17 protein-coding genes and 1 rRNA gene are annotated in these 15,964 nt (G+C 44.6%); 17 read left to right on the plus strand and 1 reads right to left on the minus strand.

Going from position 1 to position 15,964, the window contains the following annotated elements; all coding sequences use genetic code 11:
* Positions 1-8: 8 nt before the first annotated feature.
* The 16 genes from rrf to BN1609_RS11205 all read left to right on the plus strand — a co-directional run bounded on the left by rrf (position 9) and on the right by BN1609_RS11205 (position 14,333).
* A 5S ribosomal RNA gene (rrf, locus tag BN1609_RS11130) occupies positions 9-124 on the plus strand.
* 145 nt (positions 125-269) lie between these two features.
* Positions 270-806: a DUF2179 domain-containing protein gene (locus BN1609_RS11135; protein WP_088810841.1), complete on the plus strand. Its 537-nt coding sequence runs from the start codon at positions 270-272 to the stop codon at positions 804-806.
* A 163-nt stretch (positions 807-969) separates the two neighbouring features.
* The gene (gene purE / locus BN1609_RS11140; RefSeq protein WP_088810842.1) at positions 970-1,458 is read left to right on the plus strand and encodes a 5-(carboxyamino)imidazole ribonucleotide mutase; all 489 of its coding nucleotides are present in this window, start codon (positions 970-972) and stop codon (positions 1,456-1,458) included.
* Positions 1,451-2,575, plus strand: coding sequence for a 5-(carboxyamino)imidazole ribonucleotide synthase (gene purK, locus BN1609_RS11145; RefSeq protein WP_088810843.1), 1,125 nt, complete (start codon positions 1,451-1,453; stop codon positions 2,573-2,575). The genes purE and purK overlap by 8 nt, the downstream gene beginning before the upstream one ends.
* An 18-nt stretch (positions 2,576-2,593) precedes the next feature.
* On the plus strand, positions 2,594-3,886 hold the full coding sequence (gene purB / locus BN1609_RS11150) for an adenylosuccinate lyase (RefSeq protein WP_088810844.1): 1,293 nt from the start codon (positions 2,594-2,596) through the stop codon (positions 3,884-3,886).
* Positions 3,887-3,950: 64 nt separating this feature from the next.
* Positions 3,951-4,664: a phosphoribosylaminoimidazolesuccinocarboxamide synthase gene (purC, locus tag BN1609_RS11155; protein WP_088839225.1), complete on the plus strand. Its 714-nt coding sequence runs from the start codon at positions 3,951-3,953 to the stop codon at positions 4,662-4,664.
* Positions 4,664-4,909, plus strand: coding sequence for a phosphoribosylformylglycinamidine synthase subunit PurS (gene purS, locus BN1609_RS11160; protein WP_088810846.1), 246 nt, complete (start codon positions 4,664-4,666; stop codon positions 4,907-4,909). Before purC ends, purS begins: the two co-directional genes overlap by 1 nt.
* A 2-nt stretch (positions 4,910-4,911) precedes the next feature.
* Positions 4,912-5,601: a phosphoribosylformylglycinamidine synthase subunit PurQ gene (gene purQ, locus BN1609_RS11165; protein WP_088816202.1), complete on the plus strand. Its 690-nt coding sequence runs from the start codon at positions 4,912-4,914 to the stop codon at positions 5,599-5,601.
* Positions 5,602-5,608: 7 nt separating this feature from the next.
* The gene (gene purL / locus BN1609_RS11170) at positions 5,609-7,807 is read left to right on the plus strand and encodes a phosphoribosylformylglycinamidine synthase subunit PurL (RefSeq protein WP_088840873.1); all 2,199 of its coding nucleotides are present in this window, start codon (positions 5,609-5,611) and stop codon (positions 7,805-7,807) included.
* Entirely contained in the window at positions 7,792-9,222 is a 1,431-nt protein-coding gene (gene purF / locus BN1609_RS11175; protein ID WP_088810848.1) for an amidophosphoribosyltransferase, read from the plus strand. Before purL ends, purF begins: the two co-directional genes overlap by 16 nt.
* Positions 9,223-9,241: 19 nt before the next feature.
* The gene (purM, locus tag BN1609_RS11180) at positions 9,242-10,291 is read left to right on the plus strand and encodes a phosphoribosylformylglycinamidine cyclo-ligase (RefSeq protein ID WP_088839228.1); all 1,050 of its coding nucleotides are present in this window, start codon (positions 9,242-9,244) and stop codon (positions 10,289-10,291) included.
* Positions 10,288-10,848, plus strand: a complete 561-nt coding sequence (purN, locus tag BN1609_RS11185) for a phosphoribosylglycinamide formyltransferase (protein WP_088810850.1) — start codon at positions 10,288-10,290, stop codon at positions 10,846-10,848. The genes purM and purN overlap by 4 nt, the downstream gene beginning before the upstream one ends.
* Positions 10,849-12,366 carry a bifunctional phosphoribosylaminoimidazolecarboxamide formyltransferase/IMP cyclohydrolase gene (gene purH / locus BN1609_RS11190; protein WP_088840861.1) on the plus strand — a complete coding sequence of 506 codons (1,518 nt, stop codon included), beginning with the start codon at positions 10,849-10,851 and terminating at the stop codon, positions 12,364-12,366.
* Positions 12,367-12,381: 15 nt separating this feature from the next.
* Positions 12,382-13,644: a phosphoribosylamine--glycine ligase gene (gene purD / locus BN1609_RS11195; protein ID WP_088840862.1), complete on the plus strand. Its 1,263-nt coding sequence runs from the start codon at positions 12,382-12,384 to the stop codon at positions 13,642-13,644.
* Between the two features lie 129 nt (positions 13,645-13,773).
* Complete coding sequence (locus BN1609_RS11200; RefSeq protein ID WP_088810853.1) at positions 13,774-14,067, plus strand: YerC/YecD family TrpR-related protein; 294 nt, start codon at positions 13,774-13,776, stop codon at positions 14,065-14,067.
* Between the two features lie 11 nt (positions 14,068-14,078).
* Positions 14,079-14,333 carry a hypothetical protein gene (locus BN1609_RS11205; protein ID WP_088810854.1) on the plus strand — a complete coding sequence of 85 codons (255 nt, stop codon included), beginning with the start codon at positions 14,079-14,081 and terminating at the stop codon, positions 14,331-14,333.
* A gap of 92 nt (positions 14,334-14,425) precedes the next feature.
* Here BN1609_RS11205 and BN1609_RS11210 read toward each other — a convergent pair whose 3' ends face one another.
* Positions 14,426-15,328: an acyltransferase family protein gene (locus tag BN1609_RS11210; protein WP_088810855.1), complete on the minus strand. Its 903-nt coding sequence runs from the start codon at positions 15,326-15,328 to the stop codon at positions 14,426-14,428.
* 202 nt (positions 15,329-15,530) lie between these two features.
* Between BN1609_RS11210 and BN1609_RS11215 the strand changes: the two genes are divergently transcribed.
* Complete coding sequence (locus BN1609_RS11215; protein WP_159457903.1) at positions 15,531-15,806, plus strand: WxL protein host-binding domain-containing protein; 276 nt, start codon at positions 15,531-15,533, stop codon at positions 15,804-15,806.
* The last annotated feature ends 158 nt before the right edge of the window (positions 15,807-15,964 follow it).

Below are 15,964 nucleotides of genomic sequence, written 5' to 3' on the forward strand. Positions count from 1 at the left end.
TTTCATTGTCTGGTAGTTATGGCGAGAAGGTCACACCCGTTCCCATCCCGAACACGGTAGTTAAGCTTCTCTGCGCCGATGGTAGTTGGGGGCTTCCCCCTGTGAGAGTAGGTCGCTGCCGGGCAATTGGAAGGCTCAGAAATTTTCTGAGCCTTTTTTTAATACTTTTTTTTAGAAAGTGTTTAAGGTGGTATTTAAAATGGAATAGGGATAGTGTAGAATGGATAAGTAGGTAAGTCTGTTTGGTTTTAAAGGAAGTGGGGATTAGGATGGTTCATGGGGCAATTGGTATTGTGCTTACAATTTTTATTGTGAACATTTTATATGTCGCGATTTCAACGGTGCGATTGTTGCTAACAATGAAGGGATATCGTTATTTGGCGGCTTTTGTGAGCGTTATTGAAATGGTTGTGTACGTGGTGGCGCTTAGTTTGGTGCTTGATAACTTAAATAATATCGCGAATGTGATTGCATATGCAGTCGGATTTGGCGTGGGATTGTTTATCGGTATGAAAATCGAGGAACGTTTGGCGTTAGGTTATATTACGGTGAACGTGATTACGCAGGAGTACAATTTGGATTTGCCGAACCAGATTCGGGATTTGGGTTACGGGGTGACAAGTTGGCTTGCGAATGGTCGAGATGGTGAGCGGATGATGCTCGAGATTTTGACACCACGGAAAAATGAACGGAAGCTTTATAAGGAAATTGTGGCGATTGATGAAAAGGCATTTATTGTTTCTTCAGAGCCGAAACAAATTCATGGTGGATTTTGGGTTAAGAGTGTGCGAAAACGAATGAAGTGAAGTCCTGCTGGTTGGCGGGACTTTTTTATAATTAAGCAAAAACCGAACGTTCGGTTTTAGAAGTATAAAAACGTTCGATTTTTAATTGACAATTAAGGTTTGTATTGTTAGAATTAAGGTGTTGAAACGGAAATTCACTTTTATAGAAGGAGTTGAGCCGTAAATGTCTGCGGATGTTGGTGTCATCATGGGGAGTATCTCGGATTTTGAAACGATGCGAAAGGCTTGTGAGATACTGGATGAGCTGGAGATTTCTTATGAGAAGAAGGTTGTTTCGGCGCATCGTACGCCTGATTTAATGTTTCGTTATGCGGAGGCGGCGCGAGAAAATGGAATAAAAGTGATTATTGCAGGTGCTGGCGGAGCGGCGCATTTACCAGGAATGGTTGCGGCGAAGACGACGTTACCTGTTATTGGTGTGCCGGTTAAATCGAAGGCGCTGAATGGAATGGATTCACTTCTTTCAATTGTACAAATGCCAGCTGGTGTGCCAGTTGCTACGGTTGCAATTGGTGAGAGCGGTGCTGTGAATGCTGGTTTACTGGCTGCACAAATCTTATCAATTTCTAATGATTTAATTGCTAGCCGATTAGCGAAAAGACGTGCTACACTAGAGGAAACTGTACTAGAAAGTAGTGATAAACTTGAATAACACATTTTTATTACCGAATAGCACAATTGGCATAATTGGCGGTGGACAACTAGGCAGAATGATGACACTTAGTGCGAAAGCGATGGGGTATCGGGTGATTGTTTTAGACCCAACTTTTGATTCGCCTTGTGGCCAGGTTTGTGATGAACAGATTGTGGCGGAATATGATGATATTAAGGCGTTACGCGAGCTCGCGGCGAAGTCAGATGTCGTGACGTATGAGTTTGAAAATGTAGATTACGGAGCACTTGCAAAAGTGGAAGATATGGTGAAAGTTCCGCAAGGCTCTGAGCTTTTGTCGATTACGCAAGATAGGATTTTAGAGAAAGCATATTTGGAGTCTGTGAATGTGAACATTGCTCCTTATGCGGTTGTTGTTGATAAAGAGGATATTTTGGAACAGATTAAAAGTATTGGCTATCCAGCTGTTGTGAAAACGGCGCGGGGCGGATATGATGGAAAAGGTCAAGTTATTCTCCGTAGTGAGGCAGATGTGGATAAAACCCTTCCAGTGTTAAAATATGGTTCGTGTGTGCTCGAAGCTTTTATTCCGTTTGAAAAAGAAGTTTCTGTTGTTGTAGCTCGAAATGCTGCGGGGCAAATTGAAACCTTTCCAGTAAGTGAAAATGTGCATCGCAATAATATTTTGCATACATCCGTTGTGCCGGCAAAACTAGAAGCCGATGTCCACGAGGAGGCGCAAGCCATTGCTGTGAAATTGGCCGAGTTTTTAAGCTTAGAAGGCGTTTTGGCGGTTGAAATGTTTGTGACAGCGTCTGGTGCGCTATATGTGAATGAGCTCGCGCCTAGACCGCATAATTCGGGGCACTATACGATTGAAGCATGTAATATTTCGCAGTTTACGCAGCATATTCGGGCAATTGTTGGCTTGCCGCTTTTAAAGCCGGAATTGATTAAGCCAGCAGTCATGATTAACATTTTAGGGCAGCATGTGGAAGGCGTAAATGAACAGATGGGTGATTATTCGCGTTGGTATGTGCACTATTACGGGAAAAAAGAAGCGAAGCGCGACCGCAAAATGGGGCATATTACGATTTTAGCGAATGATCCAAGCGCTGTATTAATTGATTTAGAAGAAACGAAAATTTGGAAATAGATGGAGGACTAAAGGCGCATGATTGAACGTTATACGAGAGAGGAAATGGGCAAAATTTGGACGGAGGAAAATCGCTTTAAGGCTTGGCTTGAAGTTGAAATTTTAGCTTGTGAGGCATGGGCAGAGCTTGGCGATATTCCAAAAGCGGATGTAGCTAAAATTCGCGAGCATGCGACATTCGATGTTGAACGGATTAAAGAGATTGAGCTTGAAACGCGTCATGATGTGGTGGCTTTTACACGTGCGGTTTCTGAAACGCTTGGTGCTGAACGTAAATGGGTGCACTACGGCTTAACGTCAACGGATGTGGTGGATACAGCAAACTCTTACTTATTAAAACAAGCGAATGAAATTTTACGTAAAGATTTGGAAAACTTCATTCAAATTTTGGCTGACAAAGCTCGGGAACATAAAAACACGGTCATGATGGGTAGAACACACGGCGTTCATGCGGAGCCGACGACATTCGGGTTGAAACTTGCACTTTGGCATGAGGAAATGAAGCGTAATTTAGAGCGATTTGATTATGCGGCGAAGGGCGTTGAATTTGGTAAGATTTCTGGTGCGGTTGGCACGTACGCGAATATTGACCCTTTTGTCGAAGAATATGTTTGTAAGCACTTAGGCACTACGCCGGCACCAATTTCCACGCAGACACTGCAGCGCGACAGACATGCGGAATATGTCGCAACACTTGCTTTAATTGCAACGTCTGTTGAAAAATTTGCGGTTGAGGTGCGTGGCCTTCAGAAAAGTGAAGTTCGTGAAGTGGAGGAAGCTTTTGCGAAAGGCCAAAAAGGGAGTTCGGCGATGCCGCATAAGCGTAATCCGATTGGCTCGGAAAACGTGACGGGGCTTGCACGCGTAATTCGCGGACATATGATGACGGCGTATGAAAATGTGCCGCTATGGCATGAACGCGATATTTCACATAGCTCGGCGGAGCGAATTATTTTACCGGATGCGACCATTTTACTTGATTATATTTTAAGTCGCTTTGGAAACATTGTGAAAAATTTGTCGGTATTTCCTGACAATATGAAGCGAAATATGGATGCGACGCTAGGTCTAATTTATTCACAGCGCGTCTTACTTTCTTTAATTGATAAAGGAATGGCGAGGGAAGAGGCATATGATACGGTTCAACCAAAAGCGATGGAAGCGTGGGAAACGAAAACGTCTTTCAGAACGCTTGTGGAAAATGAGCCGAAAATTACCGCATTACTTTCGGAAAAAGAGATTGATGACTGCTTTGATTATCACTATCATCTTAAAAATGTAGATTTAATTTTTAACCGTTTAGGGCTTTAAAATACGACTTGCTCGTCTTTTATTAGGCGAGTGAGGCTACTTTTTTCAAAAGGAGAGATTTTAAGTGACAGACGAACTCATTTACGAAGGCAAAGCGAAGGAACTTTTTACGACAGAAAAAGCGGATGTGCTCCGTGCGAAATATAAAGATGATGCAACGGCATTAAACGGCGGAAGGAAAGAAGTTTTTGCGGGAAAAGGAATACGCAATAACAACATTACTTCGCTTATTTTTCGTTATTTGAAAAACGAGGGAATTCCGAGTCACTTTATTGAACAAATTTCTGAAACGGAACAATTGATTCGAAAGGTGGACATCATTCCACTGGAAGTGGTGGTGCGAAATGTGCTTGCGGGTAGTCTTGCGAAAAGGCTTGGCAGGGACGAGGGGGAACTTATTGATACGCCGATTGTGGAATTTTATTTTAAAAATGATGCACTAGACGATCCTTTCATCAATGATGACCACGTTGTTTTTCTCGGTGCTTGCGATAGGAAGGAAATTGAAACGCTTAAGGCTCTCGCGCTTCAAGTGAACGGTAAATTACAGGAACTTTTTGAAAAAATGGGGATTACGCTTGTTGATTTTAAACTTGAATTTGGACGCGATGCGGCAGGTCAGATTTTGCTTGCGGATGAGATTTCGCCGGATACGTGCCGACTTTGGGATAAAGAGACGCGGGAGAGGCTCGATAAGGATGTCTTTCGTCGGAATATTGGGAATTTAATTACAGTTTATGATGAAGTTTTATCGCGACTTGAGGAGGTCATGAAGTAATGTATAATGTGAAAATTTATGTGACGTTAAAGAAAAGTGTGCTTGATCCGCAAGGGGACGCGGTGAACGAGGCGGCTATTAGTATGGGGTATGCGAGTGTTCAGGACGTTCGGATTGGAAAATATATGGAGCTTCAAGTTGAAAAAACGGACCGTGATGTACGCGTTATGTTGGATGAACTTTGTGATAAATTGTTAACGAATCCAGTGATGGAAGATTATCGTTACGAAATTGAGGAGGCATAAGAATGAAATTTGCTGTGATTCAGTTTCCGGGGTCAAATTGCGATTTAGATATGCTTCATGCTATCCGAGATGTGCTAGGTGAGGAAGCCGAATACGTGTGGCACGCTGAAAAGTCGCTTGCTGGATTTGATGCGGTACTTCTTCCGGGTGGCTTTTCATACGGGGACTATTTACGCACGGGCGCCATCGCTAAATTTGCGAATATTATGAAAGAAGTGATGCGTTTTGCGGAAGAGGGGCGTCCCGTTCTAGGCGTTTGTAACGGATTTCAAATTTTAACGGAATGCGGCTTGTTGCCAGGCGCGCTCATTCGGAATCGCAATTTGCATTTTGTTTGTAAAACGTTGCCGCTTCAAGTTGAGAATGCGGATACGCTTTTTACGTCTAGCTATCAAGCTGGTGAAGAAATCCAAATTCCCGTGGCACACGGGGAAGGCAATTATTATTGCGATGCAGAAACGCTTGCGGAACTTCAGGCGAACAAGCAAATTGTCTTTACGTATGCGGCTGAAAATCCAAATGGTAGCGCGGCGAATATCGCTGGTATTGTGAATAAACGCGGCAACGTGCTTGGCATGATGCCACATCCAGAGCGAGCTGTCGAAGAAATTGTCGGCGGTGTGGACGGCTTGAAATTATTTCAATCGATTGTCAGTTCTATGAAGGAGGCGAGCGAAAGTGCTAGCAAATGAACCAACGATGGACCAAATCGCACAGCAAAAAATATATCAGGAAATGGGTTTAACGGATAGCGAATTCGATTTAATCGTTTCCATTCTCGGGCGCAAGCCGAACTACACCGAAACAGGCCTCTTCTCGGTCATGTGGTCGGAGCACTGTAGTTATAAAACTTCCAAACCGGTTTTGAAAAAATTCCCAACAGAAGGGCAGCAAGTCTTACAAGGCCCGGGTGAGGGAGCTGGAATTGTTGACATTGGGGACGGACTAGGCGTGGCTTTTAAAGTGGAGAGTCATAACCACCCGTCATACGTGGAGCCATATCAAGGTGCGGCAACTGGAGTCGGCGGAATCATTCGCGATGTGTTTTCGATGGGCGCTCGTCCAATTGCGATGCTGAACTCACTTCGTTTCGGCGAACTAAATAATCCGCATACGAAATACTTGGTAAATGAAGTTGTGGCAGGCATTGCAGGTTACGGAAACTCAATTGGGATTCCGACGGTTGGGGGCGAGGTACAATTTGAAACGTGCTACTCGAAGAACCCGCTGGTCAACGCCATGTGTGTGGGTTTAATCAAAAAAGAAGATATTCAAAAAGGGCAAGCAGTTGGTGTTGGCAATCCGGTCATGTACGTTGGCGCCAAAACGGGGCGTGACGGAATTCACGGGGCGACGTTTGCTTCGGTGGAATTTAGTGAGGAAGGCGAACAGCAGCGTTCAGCGGTTCAAGTTGGCGATCCGTTTATGGAAAAACTGCTTTTAGAGGCTTGTTTGGAAGTCATTCAGAAGCATGCGGATATTTTAGTTGGGATTCAAGATATGGGGGCAGCGGGACTTGTGAGTTCGAGTTCGGAGATGGCATCGAAGGCGGGAACTGGTCTGCGTCTTGTGATGGACGATGTGCCGCAACGGGAAACGCATATGTCCGCGTATGAAATGCTGCTTTCGGAGTCGCAGGAGCGGATGCTTTTATGTGTGAAGCGCGGTCATGAGGCGGAAATTGTAGCATTGTTTGAGCGTTACGGCTTGCATGCGGTGACAATTGGCGAAGTGACGGATGATAAAATGTACACGATTATTCATCACGGGGAAGTTGTGGCGAGTGTGCCGGTTGATGCTCTTGCGGAAGATGCACCGGTTTATCACAAACCGTCAAGTGAACCAAAACGTTACCAAGAGTTTCAAAATGAAACGCCATTTCGGCCTAATCTTTTAAACCTAAAAGAAACTTGGGAAAAGCTTTTGGCTCAACCGACAATTGCGAGTAAGCGGTATATTTATGAGCAATATGATTACCAAGTGCGCACGAGTACGGCGGTTGTGCCGGGTAGTGATGCGGCGGTTGTACGTGTGCGTGGAACGGAGAAGGCGATTGCGATGACGACGGATTGCAATTCAAGGTATTTGTATCTTGACCCGGAGCTTGGTGGTGCGATTGCAGTAAGCGAGGCGGCGCGTAATATTGTGGCGAGTGGTGCAAAACCGCTTGCGATTACGGACGGCCTTAATTTTGGAAATCCGGACAAACCGGAAATTTTCTGGGAGATTGAGAAAGCGGCAGACGGCATTAGTAAGGCGTGTCTTGCGCTTGATACACCAGTTATTTCGGGGAATGTGTCGATGTATAATGAAACGGACGGCACGGGGATTTACCCGACACCAGTAATTGGTATGGTTGGTTTGGTTGAAAATATAAAAGATATTACGACGCAAGATTTTAAGGCGGCAGGTGATGCGATTTATTTGGTCGGTGACACTTTCGCTGAATATAATGGCTCGGAACTGCAAAAGCTCTTGCAAGGTAAGATTTCTGGGCGTGCTCCGCGGCTTGATTTAGATGTGGAACAGGCGAACCAGGCGGGGGTACTTCAAGCGATTCAAGCTGGACTTGTTCAAAGTGCGCATGATATTTCAGAAGGCGGTTTTGCAGTGGCACTCGCGGAGGCGGCATTTAAAGGCAATTACGGGGCGAAAGTGGCTGTGCCATTTGAACTTGAAATGATTTTCAGTGAGTCACAATCTCGTTTTATTGTGTCGGTGAAACAAGCGGACAAAGCGAAATTTGAGGAAATTTTCGCGAACAAAAATGTGCATGAAGTTGGAGTGGTGACGGAAGACGCTGTGCTAATGATTTCTTCCAAAAAAGAAGAAGTGGTTGTATCTACGGAAAGTTTGCGCGAAATTTGGGAAGGGGCTTTGCCATGCTTGCTGAAATAAAAGGTTTGAACGAGGAATGTGGAATTTTTGGCGTTTGGAATCACCCGGCTGCTGCGGAAATTACGTATTACGGCTTGCACAGTTTGCAACACCGCGGGCAAGAAGGCGCTGGGATTGTGTCAACGGACGGTCTGACGCTTAAGGGGCACCGGAATTTAGGGTTGCTTGCGGACGTTTTTAAACACGGAGAGCTTGATGGGTTAAAAGGAACGGGGGCAATTGGGCATGTGCGATATGCGACGGCAGGAGGCAAAAGTTTAGGCAATGTGCAGCCGTTTTTGTTCCACTTTCAAAACTCTTCATTGGCGCTTGCGCATAACGGCAATTTAATTAACGCTTCATCGCTACGTGCGGAACTGGAAAAAGAAGGGGCGATTTTCCAAACGAGTTCGGATACGGAAGTGCTGGCGCATCTGATTAAGCGCAGTCAGACGGGGGACTTCATTCAAGATTTGAAAGTGGCGCTAAACCGTGTGAAAGGCGGCTTTGCCTATATGCTTCTTACGGAACATGCGATGATTGCCGCACTAGATCCGAACGGCTTCCGTCCGCTTTCGATTGGCCGGATTGGCGACAGTTACGTCGTTGCATCGGAAACATGCGCGTTTGAAACGGTAGGTGCAGAATTTGTCCGTGACGTTGAACCAGGCGAACTCATTGTGATTGATGATGACGGACTTCACATTGACGTTTTCACCAAAGAAGTCAAGCACTCGATTTGTAGCATGGAGTACATTTATTTTGCACGCCCCGACTCAAATATTGCGGGGATTAACGTGCACTCGGCGAGAAAGCGTAGTGGCAAACGGCTCGCACAGGAAGCTTTCGTGGACGCTGATGTCGTGACAGGTGTACCTGATTCGAGCATTTCAGCGGCAATCGGTTACGCGGAGGAATCTGGGTTACCTTACGAGCTCGGTTTGATTAAAAATAGGTACGTGGCCAGAACGTTCATTGAGCCTTCACAGGAGCTAAGGGAACAAGGGGTGCGCATGAAATTGTCGGCGGTTCGCGGTGTCGTTGAAGGTAAACGTGTCGTCATGATTGACGATTCCATTGTGCGCGGAACAACGAGTAAGCGTATTGTTCAACTACTGCGCGAAGCTGGCGCCAGAGAAGTGCACGTCCGAATTGCTTCCCCGCCCCTTGCGTTCCCGTGTTTTTACGGCATTGATATTCAAACACGCAACGAACTCATTGCGGCAAACCATAGTGTCGATGAAATTTGCCGAATTATCGGCGCTGATTCGCTCACTTATTTAAGTGAAGAGGGGCTTGTGGAAGCAGTCGGCAAACCTTATCCGAATGAGCCGTACGGCGGTTTATGTATGGCGTATTTTAACGGCGACTATCCAACTGATTTATATGATTATGAAGCGGAGTATTTGAAAAGCCTAGAAGATCAAAAAAAATAAAACGAGGAAGTGTTAAAAAGTGGAAAATGCATACAGTAAGGCAGGCGTTGATGTCCATGCAGGCTACGAAGTCGTGGAACGCATTCAAAAACATGTTGCGCGGACAGAGCGATTAGGCGTTATGGGCGCACTTGGCTCTTTTGGTGGTATGTTTGATTTAAGTGAGCTCGCATTAAAAGAACCTGTTTTAGTATCAGGCACAGATGGTGTTGGAACAAAACTCGCTGTGGCGATCTCTGCTGGAAAACACGATACAATTGGGATTGACTGCGTTGCTATGTGTGTAAACGATATACTCGCACAAGGCGCCGAGCCACTTTTCTTTTTAGATTATATTGCGACAGGGAAAAACACGCCGTCCAAAATGGAACAAATTGTGAAAGGTGTGGCGACTGGCTGCGAGCTTTCAGGGTGCGCGCTTATCGGCGGGGAAACCGCTGAAATGCCCGATATGTATGCGGCGGACGATTACGATTTAGCTGGCTTTACTGTTGGCGCTGTTGAAAAAAGCAAATTGATTCAGGCTGATGCCGTTCAGGCGGGTGACGTTTTAATTGGGCTTCCTTCAAGCGGCATTCATAGCAATGGCTACTCGCTCGTTCGAAAAATCTACTTCAAAGATGGCGCTCTAAAATTGAATGCCAAGCTTCCAGAACTCCCAGACGGGGAACTTGTGGACTACTTGTTAGAACCGACAAAAATATACGTAAAGCCTGTTTTAGAAGTCTTAAAGCAAAGCAAGGTGAATGGCATTGCGCACATCACGGGCGGCGGCTTTATTGAAAACTTGCCGAGAATGCTAAACGAAAATTTGGCGGCGGAAATTAAATGTGGCTCTTGGCCTGAACTGCCGATTTTCAGTAGCCTTAAAATGCGCGGCCAGTTAGATGAAATGGAAATGTATAACATCTTCAACATGGGAATTGGCATGGTGCTAGCAGTTCCAGAAAATGAAGCGGCGAACGTTTTACATGTATTGCAGGAGCTAGGCGAGCCGGCTTATAAAATTGGGCGCGTCACGGAGAAACAAACGGTAGCCGTCACATTTATTGGGGGCGAAACGAAATGAATATCGCCGTCTTTGCAACAGGTTCGGGAACGAATTTCGAAGCGCTCATGAAAAGCGATGTCGGGGATAAAATCGTCCTGCTCGTCTGTGATAAAGCGGGCGCCGGGGTGCTCGAGAGGGCCAAGCAATTTGGCGTGCCGACATTTCTGTTTGAGCCGAAAGCTTACGCGAATAAAGCGGAATTTGAAACCGCCATTTTAGCCGAGCTAGAAGCGAAACAGGTAGACTTTATCGTCTTGGCTGGCTACATGCGCCTCATCGGCGAAACGCTACTCGACCAGTATCCGAATAAAATTGTCAATTTGCACCCGTCACTTTTGCCGAAATATCCGGGCAAAGATGCGATTTTACAGGCGCTTTCAGACGGGGCAGACGAGACGGGCGTCACCGCACATTTTGTAGATGCGGGCATGGATACGGGCGAAGTGATTGCACGCGAAAGCATTCCAATCCTTGCAACAGATACGGAGGCGTCACTCACGGCGAAAATTCACGAAATCGAACATATCTTTTACCCCAAAGTGGTGAAAAATTTAGTAGAGGGGAAGTTTAAATAAATGAAAAGAGCGCTCATTAGTGTGTCGGACAAAGAAGGCGTGGTAGCCTTCGCGAAGGCACTCGTACAACTTGACTTTGAGATTATTTCAACTGGCGGAACGAAGAAAATTTTGGAGGAAAACGGCGTTTTAACCACCGGAATTGAAGCGGTGACGGAGTTTCCAGAAATGCTAGACGGACGCGTGAAAACCCTCCACCCGATGATTCACGGTGGCCTTTTATTTCGGCGTGACCTAGAAACGCATGTGAATGAGGCTAAACGACACGGTATCCAGCCGATCGATTTAGTTTGCGTCAATTTATATCCCTTCCAAGAAACGATTGCGAAACCTGATGTGGCACTTAGCGAAGCCATTGAAAATATCGACATCGGTGGCCCTTCGATGCTCCGTTCGGCGGCCAAAAACTATCAGGCGGTGACGGTTTTAGTTGATGCGGCCGACTACGCGCCTGTTTTAGCTGAACTTGAAAACGGCAGCGTGACACCCGAAACTCGTGCGAAACTTGCCGCAAAAGTGTTCCGCCATACGGCTTCCTATGATGCGCTAATCGCGGGCTTCTTGACGGAAGAGGAATTCCCTGAAAAGCTCACGCTAACATATGACCTAAAAGAAAGTTTACGCTACGGTGAGAACCCGCACCAAAAGGCGGCTTTTTACGAAGAACCACTGGCGGACGTTCATAGTGTGGCACACGCTTCACAGCTCCACGGCAAAGAGCTATCCTACAACAACATTCGCGATACAGACGCTGCGCTTAAAATTGCAGCCGAATTCACAGAACCTGTAGCAGTGGCCGTGAAACATATGAACCCATGCGGCGTTGGTGTCGGTACGACGATTTTTGAGGCGTATGAAAAGGCGTACGAGGCGGATGAAACCTCGATTTTTGGTGGCATTGTCGCGCTAAATCGTGAGGTTGACGTGGAAACTGCGCAAAAGCTAAGTGAAATCTTTCTGGAAATCATTGTTGCGCCAAGTTTTTCTGACGCCGCGTTAGCTATTTTAACCAAAAAGAAAAATATCCGTTTGCTTTCGGTCGACATGTCGAGTTTTGCGCCGAGCTTGGAAAAAACGTCTGTGAACGGCGGCTTGCTTGTCCAAGATAGTGATACTTTTGTGGCTGATCCCGAGACGTTTACGGTTGTGACGGAAAAAGCACCGACTGACGAGGAGATGCGCGCGCTTCTTGTGCAGTGGAAAATTGTGAAACATGTGAAGTCAAACGCGATTGTTGTCGGAAACGCTAGCCAGACGCTCGGTGTCGGCGCTGGACAGATGAATCGCATCGGCGCGGCAAAAATTGCGCTAAGTCAAGCTGGCGTGAACGCACAGAGGGCAGTACTAGCGAGCGATGCTTTCTTCCCAATGAATGACACGGTTCTTGCTGCAGCAGAAGCCGGCATTACCGCAATCATTCAACCAGGCGGCTCGATTAAAGATGCGGATTCCATTGAAATGGCAAATAAACACGGTATTGCAATGGTTACAACACAAGTTCGTCACTTTAAACATTAAAAAGGAAGTGAAAAGATGAAAGTACTCGTAATTGGTAGTGGTGGCCGAGAACATGCCATCTGTCAAAAACTTCTTTCCTCGCGTGACGTTGACACCGTTTTTTGTGCCCCAGGAAATGACGGCATGAAAAACAGCGGCGTGCACTGCGTGGACATTCAAGAAAAAAACGCTAAAGCACTAATTCACTTCGCGCAAGAAGAAGCCGTCGCATTTACGGTCGTCGGCCCAGAAATCCCGCTTTTATCAGGCGTAGTGGATGCTTTCACAGAAGCTGGTTTGCTCGCGTTCGGTCCAACAAAAGCCGCCGCTCTCATCGAAGGAAGCAAAGATTTCGCCAAACAGTTCATGCAAAAATACGCGATTCCAACCGCAAACTCGAAGACCTTCACCAAGTACAAAGAAGCGAAAGCCTATTTGGAGGAAAAAGGAGTCCCCATTGTGATTAAGGCGGACGGACTTGCCGCCGGAAAAGGCGTTGCTGTCGCAATGACGATGCCAGAAGCCGTACTCGCATTAAAGGAAATGATGCTAGAAGAACGATTCGGTGAAGCCTCACAAAAAGTCGTCATCGAAGAATTTTTAGAAGGCGAAGAATTTTCCCTCATGGCCTTTGTAAACGGCGAAGAAGTCTATCCGATGCCCATCGCCCAGGATCACAAACGCGCCTATGACGGCGACAAAGGCCCAAACACAGGCGGAATGGGCGCCTATTCACCCGTTCCACATATACCAGAAAAATTGGTCGAAGAAGCCATTCAAACGATTCTTTTTCCCGCAGCAAAAGGAATGGTCGAAGAAGGGCGTGAGTTCCGAGGTATCCTTTACGCCGGCTTGATTGCCACAAATGAAGGTCCGAAAGTCATCGAATTTAATGCGCGCTTCGGAGACCCAGAAACGCAAGTCGTCCTCCCGCGCCTAGAAAGCGACTTCGCCGAGCTCATCTTCGCACTTCTAAAAAATGAGACTCCCGACGTACGCTTTAAAAAAGCAGGTATTCACCTCGGCATCGTCCTTGCAAGCAAGGGCTACCCCGAACAATACGAAACCGGCCAATTGCTAACCGGCCTTGACCAAGTCAGCCCAGAAATCGCAATCTATCATGCTGGAACAAAATTGGACACTGCCGGCAATCTCATTTCAAATGGTGGCCGAGTACTCCTTCTTCAAACTTTTGCAAATACAATGAAAGAAGCACGTCAAATTTTATATGCGGAAATGAAGAAACTAGACAATCCAAATTTCTTCTACCGAATTGACATAGGTGCGAAAGCTGAATAAGATAAAACAAGCGGATGAGCGATTTGGCAAATCCGCTTTTCCCTTTTACAGAAATAAAGTAGTTGCTTTTTCATGCGTTGGTACGTTAAAATATGAAAGTACAAGTAGAGGAACGGAGGTTATCTAAATATGCAAATAGAAAAGATTCGTGGGGAAGGTTTGGATGCTTTTTTTAATGGTATTTTAAAGCTCGAAACGCTTGAAGAATGTTATGCTTTCTTTGATGATGTCTGCACTGTGAATGAAATTCAGTCGATGTCACAACGCTTCCAAGTTGCTAAAATGCTTTCAGAAGGAAAAACATATAATGTTATTGAAGCAGAAACAGGTGCAAGCACCGCAACGATTTCACGTGTAAAACGTTCGCTAAACTACGGTAACGACATGTATGAAGTTGTGTTCAACCGAATGGAAACGAAGTAAGAAGGATATAAATGAAGAAGAAACCAAGTAAAGGGTTCCAAACTGCGATTATCGCCATTTTGGTTCTCGCCGTTATGTATATTTCAATCGATATGATTATCCAAAATGTCGGACTGAATTTCAGCATGTTATGGCACTGGATATTCATTATTTGTTTTAGTTTCACAACACTTTTCAATGTGCGCGCAAAAAATTACATCGGAATTTCCATCGGACTTTCTGGTATGTGGATTTGTGTATTGAGTCTTATTTTGATGGCGATTTAGTCTAAAACAAAATAAAAAAATGAGAGCTTGCTAACGCAAGTTCTTTTTTGTGCAAAAAAACCGCCTAAGAATAGGCGGTTAATGATTAGCAATTAACGTAACATTTTCAAAATCTTATTACTGAATTTACCAAGCAAAATACCTATGATAAAAGTAAAGGCAAGGTAAACAAGTAAGCCGACTATCATTGGATTGAAGTAGCCTACTAAATCGAAAGAATAACTCGGGAAGCCTTCGATTAGATAAAGGAAGAAGGACCAAGTACCCAAAAATAGTAAGAATTTACTTTTCACATGGAAAGACTGGACTACCATAATGACAAGGAGCGCTCCGATAAAGCACATAAAGGATGCCATTGGAATGTTAGAAGTGAAGTATAAAAATACGCACACAACCGTTAATGCAATTAGGCTGCCCCACTTTATTGAGGCTTTTGCTAATAATTTATCTTTCATAGGTGCTAACCAGTGTTCTTCTCTTTTCAGGAAGACCCCAACCGGAAAGGCGATGGAATAAAATAACCAGTATTCGTCAATAAACACGATGCTGACTGAACCGAGTAATAATATAATCAGTTGTAATACACGATTTTTTACAAGTAAGCGCGCGATTAAGAATAACGTGTACCAAAATAGTATAAATAGTACAAACCACATCGTCGGATCTAAGTCACGCCCGATGTCAAAGAAAAACATGATTGAAAATAATTGTTTCATCGAAAAAGTTTGCTGGAAAATAATGGCTACAAAAATCAGTTTAAAAATACTAAAAATCCAGTATGGGATAATGATTTTGACATAACGCTTATAGTATTTGGATAAACCGTTTTTATCAGCAGAGGCCGTTAGTCCATATCCTGAAAGAATTAAAAATATCCACACAGAAATCGGACCAATATAATGGTAATTATCAAAGTTTTTATAGCATATATGTGACACGATTACTATAAAAATAGCTATCCCTTTTAAAAGAGTCGTCTGTTGCTTTGTTATCATAAAACTAATCTCCTTATTTGACTAAAATAATCGTTCTTAGGTGTTCTTTTTCATCTTCATTTCGGCAAGTTTTCTCTGTTCATCTCCTCCATATAGGTCGAAACCTCACTAAAATCAGATTTCATTATAACATAAAGCATTTTTGGAAAAAAGGAGGTTTTTAAGTCAATATTTAAGTTTATTAGAGGTATTTAGATGGAAATTGTTACAATTTATACATAAAATACCAGTTTGTTCAATTTTGGAAGAAGAAAATCCTCCTAGCTTGGCGTATGCAATTGGTGTAGCTATACAAGAAAATAATAAACTGGTGTCGCCAAAACTTTCGCTTTTAAAGGTGCAATCTGGGCAAGTGAATCATCGTAATACGCTTCTCGTCACCCTTCAAAATCTGAAAAGCATAATTTGGCGCGATTTAAAGTTACAGGGGAAAAGTTATCGAAAAGGTCGAATGGAAGTGAATAAGTACAATGAGTGAGCGGTTGAGCTAGACCAGAGTGGAATCTCATCGTGCCAATTGTGTACTTCTTCTTGTAGCAATGATTATCGGTCCGTTTGGGCTTGAGAATCGAAGTGAAAATGAAGAAAATCTGTCACAAAATTTATATATTTTTTTTTTGAAAATCCATTTTTCTG

Origin of the sequence: Listeria sp. ILCC797 (assembly GCF_900186185.1) — a bacterium.
Taxonomy (GTDB): domain Bacteria; phylum Bacillota; class Bacilli; order Lactobacillales; family Listeriaceae; genus Listeria; species Listeria goaensis.